Annotated in this window: 7 protein-coding genes; 5 read left to right on the forward strand and 2 right to left on the reverse strand. The window is 41.8% G+C overall.

Features of this window, described 5'->3' with window-relative positions:
* Positions 1-23: 23 nt before the first annotated feature.
* Entirely contained in the window at positions 24-2342 is a 2319-nt protein-coding gene (locus RM049_RS26255) for a VIT domain-containing protein (RefSeq protein ID WP_322706244.1), read from the forward strand.
* Between the two features lie 34 nt (positions 2343-2376).
* Here RM049_RS26255 and RM049_RS26260 read toward each other — a convergent pair whose 3' ends face one another.
* Positions 2377-2940 (reverse strand): hypothetical protein, encoded by a 564-nt coding sequence (locus RM049_RS26260; RefSeq protein ID WP_322706245.1) that lies wholly within the window; start codon positions 2938-2940, stop codon positions 2377-2379.
* A 522-nt stretch (positions 2941-3462) separates the two neighbouring features.
* Here RM049_RS26260 and RM049_RS26265 point away from each other — a divergent pair.
* On the forward strand, positions 3463-4098 hold the full coding sequence (locus RM049_RS26265; RefSeq protein ID WP_322706246.1) for a triacylglycerol lipase: 636 nt from the start codon (positions 3463-3465) through the stop codon (positions 4096-4098).
* Positions 4099-4204: 106 nt separating this feature from the next.
* On the opposite strand, the gene RM049_RS26270 is transcribed toward RM049_RS26265, so the two are convergent.
* Positions 4205-4636, reverse strand: a complete 432-nt coding sequence (locus RM049_RS26270; protein ID WP_322706247.1) for a VOC family protein — start codon at positions 4634-4636, stop codon at positions 4205-4207.
* A gap of 419 nt (positions 4637-5055) precedes the next feature.
* On the opposite strand from RM049_RS26270, the gene RM049_RS26275 reads away from it, so the two are divergent.
* The 3 genes from RM049_RS26275 (at position 5056) to RM049_RS26285 (ending at position 9599) form a co-directional block, all read left to right on the forward strand.
* A complete protein-coding gene (locus tag RM049_RS26275) occupies positions 5056-5877 on the forward strand; it encodes a TIGR00297 family protein (RefSeq protein WP_322706248.1) in 822 nt (273 codons plus the stop codon).
* Between the two features lie 288 nt (positions 5878-6165).
* Positions 6166-6948, forward strand: a complete 783-nt coding sequence (locus tag RM049_RS26280; protein ID WP_322706249.1) for a peptidylprolyl isomerase — start codon at positions 6166-6168, stop codon at positions 6946-6948.
* Positions 6897-9599, forward strand: coding sequence for a type I secretion system permease/ATPase (locus RM049_RS26285; RefSeq protein WP_322706250.1), 2703 nt, complete (start codon positions 6897-6899; stop codon positions 9597-9599). Before RM049_RS26280 ends, RM049_RS26285 begins: the two co-directional genes overlap by 52 nt.
* The last annotated feature ends 70 nt before the right edge of the window (positions 9600-9669 follow it).

Below are 9669 nucleotides of genomic sequence, written 5' to 3' on the forward strand. Positions count from 1 at the left end.
CACAAATCAAATAGGAGTGTTCTATGAATATAGTAAGTGCTAAAAAACAACATCTAGGGGGTTTGTATGTTCAATCGCCTCAAGGAGAGCAACTAGTTTTTCCACTCAAGCATACAGAGGTTATAGCAAAAATTGCAGGTAACTTGTCACGAGTTGATGTCATTCAAAGCTTTGAAAATACCTTCACGCAGCCTTTAGAAGCAGTCTATATCTTTCCGTTACCTGATGAGGCGGCGGTGGATGACATGGAAATCAAAATAGGCGATCGCATCATCAAAGGTAATATAAAAAAACGTGAAGAAGCACAACAAATCTATGAACAAGCCAAACAAGAAGGACGCACCGCCGGACTTCTAGAACAAGAACGAGACAACATCTTTACCCAATCTCTCGCTAACATCAAACCTGGCGAACAAATTGATGTCATAATTCGTTATACCGAAAGTTTAAAATTTGAGGCGGGAAACTACGAATTTGTTTTCCTGATGGTGGTGGGGCCAAGATATATTCCGGGAATGCCGATAGATGGTAGCGGTGATACAGATCGAGTTCCTGATGCTTCTCGCATTACACCACCTGTAGTCTTAGAAGGAATGCGATCGCGTCACAATATTAATGTCACAGTCGAAATTGATGCAGGTTTACCAATTTCTGAACTACGTTCTCCTTCACATCAATTAAAAATTGAACACTCAGGTCAAATTGTGCGGATTGAATTAGCTGGAGAAGATACAATTCCCAACAAAGATTTAATTCTCCGCTATCAAGTTTCTGGTAAAGAAACTCAATGCACAGTATTAAGCCAAGCCGACGATCGCGGCGGACATTTTGCCATATATCTGATTCCAGCTTTGGAATATTCCACTGATGAGATTGTTCCCAAAGATGTCGTATTTTTGGTGGATACTTCCGGTTCACAATCTGGCGATCCGTTATGGAAGTGTCAGGAATTGATGCGGCGATTTATTAATGGGTTAAATCCCAACGATACTTTCACAATTATCGATTTTTCCAATAGAGTCAGACAGTTATCAAAAAAACCTCTACCGAATACAGCAGAAAATCGTACCAAAGCGATCGCTTACATTAACAATTTACAAGCTGATGGCAGCACAGAAATGCTCAGTGGCATTCGTACAGCCATAAATTTCCCTACACCAGTCGGAAGATTGCGCAGCGTTGTACTCTTAACTGATGGCTATATCGGCAACGAAAATGAGATTTTAGCAGAAGTACAACAGCACCTCCAACCAGGAAATCGCCTTTACAGTTTTGGTGCTGGTAGTTCAGTCAACCGTTTCTTACTAAATCGCATCGCCGAAATTGGCCGGGGAATATCCCAAATCATTCGTCATGATGAACCCACAGAAGAAGTTGCCGAAAAGTTTTACAGGCAAATTAACAACCCGGTACTCACAAATATTCAAATTTCTTGGCAGGGTGAGACAGAATCGCCTGTTATTTACCCAGCAATAGCGCCTGATTTATTCAGCGAACAACCATTAGTGTTGTTTGGTCGGAAGCAAGATAGAGTCGGAGGTAATCTGCAAATTTCCGGCGTTGCTGCGGGCGGTAAAGACTACGAAAAAACTTTTCACCTCAAATTTGAAGAAACAGGAAATCTTGCTGTAGCCCAGTTATGGGGACGTGCTTGCATCAAAGACTTGATGAATCAGATGGTGAGCTTTGAAACTAAAGCTGGTGTAGAAGCGGTGACAGAAACAGCCTTAACTTATCAACTACTTTCTCAATACACTGCTTTTGTTGCCGTCAGTGATGACGTGCGGGTTGAACCAGGAAGCGAATATGTATCTATGCAAATGCCAGTGGAAATGCCTGAAGCAGTTAGTTACAAAGGAGTGTTTGGCAATGCTCCGGCTGGTGGTTTTGCGGATCAAATGGAATTCTTAACCTTATCAGCGCCAGCTTCAGCAGAAGCTCCAGATTTTCTTCGGCAAAAGCGATCGCCACAATCCCCAGTAGCCAAAGAAGTCGAGATATCTTTGAACTTTGATTTAGAGGAGATGGCACAAGATGAAATATTAGACGCAGCCATCAACCATCAGTTAGAGATCATCAGCGTTACTGGCTTGGATGACACAGAAATTGCTGATCTAACCCGACACCTTCAGCAACTAAACTTTCCTTCCGGCTTCAGTGGTGAAATCGTCTTTGAGTTCACCGTCAAGAAAGGTCGGGTAGAACGGGTAGTTTTGGATGAGGAAACCTCCACCCTAAAAGATCCAGTTGTAGTGGATAAAATTAAGCGATCGCTCTTACTTTGGAGAGTTCCCCCATCTACAACTGGCAAAGTTATCTTAACCTTGCATCTTCACGCTTAATCTATAGAGACCGTAAATTTACGGTCTCTATGAATTATTTAGGTGTTTTAATCTGACGTGCCATGTCTAGATAAGCACTCATATTCGCCCCTGGACGACGACGACCATTAGAACTAGTAGCCGAGGGAGCAAGATATTTTGGTGCAAAGGTAGTTTCTTTTGGCTCCTCTTTGAGGACTTTGGCGGCTGCGGCTTTTTCTTTTTTGCCCGGTTCAACTTTCAGACCCTCAGCAGTCTGGACTAGTTGAACGTCGGCTGGTTTGGGATTTTTAGCTGATTTCTCCTTAGCCTTAGTCTTAGCCGCAGCAGTTTTTGTTCCGTTCAATGAATCTGGTTTAGATGGAGTTGGTGCATCTGATGTAATCGTCTCTGCTACTTTCTTAGCATTCGATGCAACTGTCGATGTAACTGTCTCTGCTACTTTCTTTGCGTTCGATGCTACCTCTTTAGCAGCATCTTTGGCAGCATCTTTGGCTTCGTCCAATTCTAAGAAGTAGCCGTTGCTTTTCTTCTTCCCTGGTAACAATCCAGTAATGAAACCCAGAATACCGCCAAGAAAACCCTGAATACCCGAAATTAACTTTTTGATAAAATCCATTACAATTACTCCTGCCTTTTACCTTTTATATTTTGAACTCGACCGTAATTGTTAAAAATTACGACAAAATGTTACATTATCTACTTAGTGTCACCTCGCTCTGGTGACAACCCTTATAGGCTTGTGCTTAATTAACATTGTAGTAAAACCACAGGGCAAATGTTCTATTGCAAGCATTTGCAACCTGCACACACCGAGAATTAATTATTAAATTTTACTGTAGCTAAGAGCAAGATTCTGAAAGCAAGCTTTACAATAATTAACATTTCTTTGTTTGTTAAATACCCAATTGAAGTTAAACAAGCAGTTTGCTCTCACCCAGTGGGAAGAGTGTCATAGCCAAATGGCAGATGGCAAGATAAATTCGTTAAATTTTATACAAACTATTTTTGAAAGCATTTCAGTTTTGTTTGCCACAATATTTTTATAAAGAAAGAATCCGAAAAGCAATAACTTCAGTTTGTAGAGCAGTATGTACCTACAAAAGTGAAATACACCCCTTAATTCAGCCAGATTTTGTAAATGAACATTGAAAATCAACAACGCAATCCCGTTTTGTTAATACACGGCATTGACGATACAGAGGCAGTTTTCCATAGAATGGCGACTCAATTAAGACTAGAGGGTTGGTCTGTATATAGCCTGAATCTAGTTCCTAATAATGGTGATGTGGGTCTTGATGAATTGGCAAAACAAGTAGCTGACTATGTTACAGCGACCTTTGCACCAGAACAACGTCTAGATTTAATCGGCTTCAGTATGGGAGGAATTGTCAGCCGTTACTATGTTCAGCGATTAGGAGGAATTAACCGCGTGCAGCGGTTTATTACCATCGCTTCGCCCCATTATGGAACTGTAGTTGCTTATGGTTCCCGTCGTCCTGGTTGCCTACAAATGCGCCCCGACAGCATTTTTCTCAAAGATTTAAATTCTGATGCTGTAATGTTGGGCCAGTTAGATTTTACGTCTATCTGGACACCTTATGATTTGATGATTGTCCCAGCAAATAGTTCACAAATGCCCGTAGGAAGCCAAGTAATAGTACCAGTTACTCTACACCCTTGGATGCTGACAGACTCCAGGAGTTTAGCGGTAGTCACAGCAGCTTTAGCAAAACCTATTAAGCTACCCTTCCTTGAGAAAGCATCCAGTCAGTAACCAGAAAGCTTGCCACGCTCGATTTATTCATCTTTAATTACGAATTACGTTAGCGCAGCGTTAGCGAGTCCGCGAGCGTCATTACGAATTACGAATTACGAATTTCTTAAGTCCTATCCCCAATTTGCGTATGTTCGTAACTCCCAAAAATCGCCTCTAGGTGACGATAATACTTAAACTCCATGAGGTTATAAAAGGGATCTTCTAAAAAGAAAGTGCGATGCTCAAGAGGAGAACCAACAAAGCGATTTTTGGTTTCTTCACGAAAAAGTAGCTGTTGTTGTTGTGCCCTTTCTAGTAAGTCTTGCCAGTCACGTTCTTGGGTAAAAATTAGCCCAAAATGTCTGGGATAGATAGTTTGTTGCGGTGCCAAAGGTTCTTTGGTAACATGAGCCACTAATTGATGACCGTAGAGATTGAGTATCAGGGCATGGTGGTTTTCACGACCAGGAATGCAACCCAAACCATCTACATAATATGCTTTTGTTTGGGCAATGTCAGTTACAGGGAAAGCTAGATGGAATAAAGTTTGGCTCATAGCTGGTATTAAAAAGACTAGTAGTTGATGCTATCTACAATTTATTTTATTAAATTTTTATTATAGTTAACTTGAACACAGTTTTTATTGACATTAACTTATATTCTTTATCCTTATGACTAAGATTGGGGATTAAGTAATACTTCAGCTACTCTAATCTGCGGTAACGGAGAAGAGTCTACCTAACTCAAAATAATTTTTGTATTTTGTTTAATCTACGTTCTTTAGTCAATATTTCAGTGTCTATCTAAGACATCATTGATGGTTTGACACTCAGCTTTCAGAGCGATGCCTGCGCAATTTACTTAATAATACAAACATATTACTTTACTTAGAGAGGTTTCAAAAATAAAGCACTAAGCATCACAAATTCGTTATTCTGTTGATATTCAGACAAAATTACTCATGATTAATTGCTGATGTCATCCTCAATTGATTCTGTAAATCCCTGGTTAGTAGCAGTAGTATTAAACACAATTTTATTGGGTTTAGCTTGGATTGCTCCCAAAAAGCTACTTACCCCTGCTGGATTATTCCACGCCTGGTTTTTGGCCATCTTAATTTGGGTAACTCTAGGCTGGCAAGGATATGCAGTAGTAATGTTCTATTTTTTGGTTGGTTCTGGCGTTACCCGCATTGGTATGGCGCAGAAGGAGGCAGAAGGAATTGCCGAAAAGCGTTCTGGGGCAAGAGGCCCAGAAAATGTTTGGGGTTCGGCTTTGACTGGGGCACTGTGTGCCTTGGGAGTAGGAATAATAAATTCGGGATTCCTCGTACCTAATCCCCAGTCTCTAATCCCCAATACTTCGGCAATGCTCAGTACAAGTCCCCAGTCCCTATTATTGCTAGCCTATGTAGCGAGTTTCAGTACAAAGCTGGCTGACACCACTGCTAGCGAAGTTGGTAAAGCTTATGGTAAAAGCACCTTTTTGATTACCACACTTCAACCAGTGCCTCGCGGTACAGAAGGAGCGGTAAGCTTGGAGGGAACTTTAGCGGGGATTGTGGCTTCTGTAGCGATCGCATTTGTGGGTTGGGGAGTTGGTTTAATCGATCTATTGGGAGTCGCTTGGTGTGTGCTGGCAGCATTCATTGCCACTAACCTAGAAAGTGTGATTGGCGCAACACTGCAATCTAAGTATAACTGGCTGACCAATGAAGTAGTAAATATTTTTAATACATTAATCGGTGCGATCGCATCTGTACTACTTGCTTGGACATGGATAAGTTTCATTAACTAGACTGGAAAGAAATAATTACTCTATTTAAGTGGGGCATTGCTAGAAAATAACTAATCTGCCGTTACTACTACGCTATCAATGATATTTTCAATCCTGTTTTGTCCCCGTTAGACTGTAAAAGTGATCGTGGCAAATTATTTTATTTACTAGCTATATAATTTTTTGACCATTTAGATGTAATTAGTTCACGGAATCTTTATCATATTTATCCATCAATAACCAGATTATTTCTATATGATTTAATAAAAAAGTACTATAAGTGATTAACCATTTTCACATAATTAGTTCATGGAATCTTTATCATTTTTGACAATTAATGACCAAATAATTTCTATAGAGCAAGCAGTAAAGTACCTGCAAGCGTCTGGAAAATTGGGACAGTTCATTGGGGATATTCTCCGGCAGTACGTAATTGAAGAAGAAATCCGAACACGAGATGATATTGAAATTGGTACCGCAATAACTGAACAGTCAATAATTGACTTTAGGCTGAAAAATAAACTCACTGACCCCCAAAGTTTTCAAGAATGGTTAAAGACAAATAATACAGATTACGCTACTTTTCACACATCGGTTGCTTTTGGTTACAAGTTAGAAAAGCTGAAAGCTGTAGTGACACAAACAAAACTCCCAGAATATTTTATTGAACGCAAGATTTTCTTGGATCGGGTAGTACTTTCCCGGATTGTTGTTGATAATCGAGAATTAGCAGACGAACTCCAAACCCAAATAGAAGAAGGAGGTAGTTTTGAGCAACTAGCTAAAGAGTATTCCCTTTCAGATGACCGAATTGTGAATGGCATGATGGGAATCGTCAGCCGAGGTAGTATGCCGGATATATTACGGGCAGCTATTGATGTGGCCAATCCTGGACAATTGATAGGTCCAATAGAAATCGTTGGCAAAGACTCTCCCCAAGGAGAAGGGCCTTATGGTTTGTTTCGAGTAGAACAATTTCTACCAGCGTCTTTAGAAGATACTCAACTACAGCAAGCACTACAAAATGAGTTGTTTGAAAAATGGCTAGCAGAGAAAATTCAAAAACTGACAGTCAAGTTACAAGTGAGTTAAAAACTCTGGATAATGAATCTTTAAGATTAAAAGTGCTAGCTTCTTTGCCTTGGAATCAGCCACCGCTATCCTGGTTGACTCCCGAACAACAATCCCGATTGGAAAATGAGTGCCAAACCCGCCAGTATCGTCTTGGAGAAAAAATCTGGTCAAACGATGTCGGTGGCTATCAATTTTTAATTGTGGCTGGGAAAGTCCGCTTGCGAGAAGAGGGCGTTGGTAAACCAATAGCCGCCCTAGATGTAGGGGATTGGTTTGGCGACTTCCAAAAGCTGTCTGCGGATTTTAAAGCTGTAGCTGCTAGTAAAGAAGTGATAGTAGTTTATTGGGATACTGCGCTGTGGGCAGAATTTTCTCATCCACAAATTCAGGAATTTTGGCAAGCGTTACCAGTAGAGATGGAGGGACAAAGGGAAACATTTTCCTTCTCTAGCACTCCTTCAGTAACTTCAGCCTCAGACGGGACTTCCAGCCCCCACAGCCTCCAACCACAAAAAGGACTCCCAGCCGCCAATTTAATCGCTGCAATTTATCCGTTTGTTGCCAGTTGGAATACCGCTGCTGCCTGTTTAACAATGGTGGCGCAACAGTTAGAAAATTCTGTGCAACTGGAATGGGTGCAGCGTCAACTTAGAGGACAACGCCCAAAACAGGTTGTGGAAGCAGCAGAAAAGTTAGGGTTAGTGTTGCGGCGGTTACAAGTGAGTTGGAGTGAGTTGCGACAGTTGTCATTTCCAGCTTTATTGCTGTGGAATTCTGACTCACCCCAGAGTCCATCCTGGGTGGTGGCTTATGGAGTTAAAGGCGATCGCTTAATTATTGCTAACCCTCTAAATCCCGAACGGACTTGTGAAAGCTTGCCGCAGTCCATAGTTGAGGCGTCTTGGGATGGACAATTGTGGCAAGTAGAACTGATATCCCAGCAAGAAAAATTTAACCTCAGTTGGTTTACCCCAGCAGTTTGGAAGTATAAGGGATTGCTCACAGAAGTATTGTTAGCATCTTTTACCTTGCAGCTTTTGGGGTTAACAACACCGCTAATTACCCAAGTCGTCATTGATAAAGTGATGGTGCAGGGGAGTTTGCCGACTCTCGATGTGATGGCGATCGCACTTTTATGCGTAGCCATATTTGAATCCGTACTGGGTATTCTGCGCTTATTCATCTTTACCCATACAGCTCGCCGTCTGGATTTGAGTTTATCAGCGCAGCTATTTCGCCATCTGATGCGTCTGCCATTAGCTTATTTTGAGTCGCGACGCGTCGGAGACACAGTAGCAAGAGTCCAGGAACTCGAACAAATTCGTCAGTTTCTCACAGGTACAGCATTAACTGTAATTCTAGATAGCATCTTTGCTGTGGTGTACCTGGCATTGATGTTTTACTATAATATTCCACTCACCTTTGTGGCCTTAGCAGTACTGCCGCTATTTGCCACATTGACGATAGTTGCAACACCAATTCTGCGTAACTGGCTCAACGAAACTTTTAACCGGAGTGCCGATAGTCAATCGTTTCTAGTAGAGACAGTGACGGGAATTCACTCCGTTAAAGCCCATGCAGCCGAACCAGTAGCCCGCGATCGCTGGGAAGGCTTATTTGCCCGCTTCATTCGCACAGGTTTTAAAGCCTCTACCACCTCCAATATCAGCAGCAACATTGGTGACTTTCTCACTAATTTGTCCACCATGCTGATTCTCTGGTATGGAGCCAAGTTAGTCATCGAACAAAAGCTCACAATTGGACAGCTTGTTGCATTTCAAATGTTGTCTGGTAGAGTCACAGGCCCGCTTTTGCGCTTAGTACAGTTGTGGCAAAACCTTCAACAAGTGCTACTTTCTGTAGATCGCATTGGTGATATTCTCAACGTCTCCCCAGAAGCTGAACTGGGAACTGGCTTAGTTTTGCCACCCCTGAAAGGACAAATCACCTTCGAGCAAGTATTTTTCCGCTACCGCCCGAACTTTGAAGCAATTCTGCGGGGAATCTCTTTCAGTGCCGAACCAGGGCAGTTTGTTGGCATTGTCGGACGTAGCGGTTCTGGGAAAAGTACTCTGTCTAAACTATTACAACGCCTCTATCAAATTGAATCAGGACGCATCCTGATTGATGGTTTTGATATAAAAAGTGCCGATTTAGCCTCACTGCGGCAACAAGTTAGTGTAGTTCTCCAAGAAGACTTTTTATTCAATGGTTCTATTTTGGAAAATATCACTCTCGGTAGTCCTGACATTACCGCAGAGCAAGTAGTAGAAGCGGCAAGATTAGCCGTGGCACACGACTTCATTAGTCAATTACCTTACGGTTACGAAACCAATGTTGGCGAACGCGGTACAGCTTTATCTGGCGGACAGAGACAACGCATTGCCCTAGCAAGGCTATTTCTTTCCCAAGCGCCGATTCTAGTTTTGGATGAAGCTACTAGTGCCTTGGATAGTGAAACTGAACAACAAGTACTGCAAAACCTGCAAAAAATTTCCGCCAACCGTACCGTGTTTCTGATTGCTCACCGCTTTGCTCCCCTTAAACGTGCTGATTTGATTTTGGTATTAGAGCAAGGCGTGATTGCCGAACGTGGTACTCACTCACAGTTGTTGCAACAAAAGGGTTTGTATTGGTCATTATATCAGCGACAGCAAGCAAACATTTAATAGATTTAACTAACTCAACTGGAGTTTAGACTAAGCAACAAAAAACGACCCAGCAAAGCTGAGTTGAAAA

The sequence above is a fragment of the Nostoc sp. DedQUE04 genome (assembly GCF_034530995.1).
GTDB lineage: Bacteria > Cyanobacteriota > Cyanobacteriia > Cyanobacteriales > Nostocaceae > Nostoc.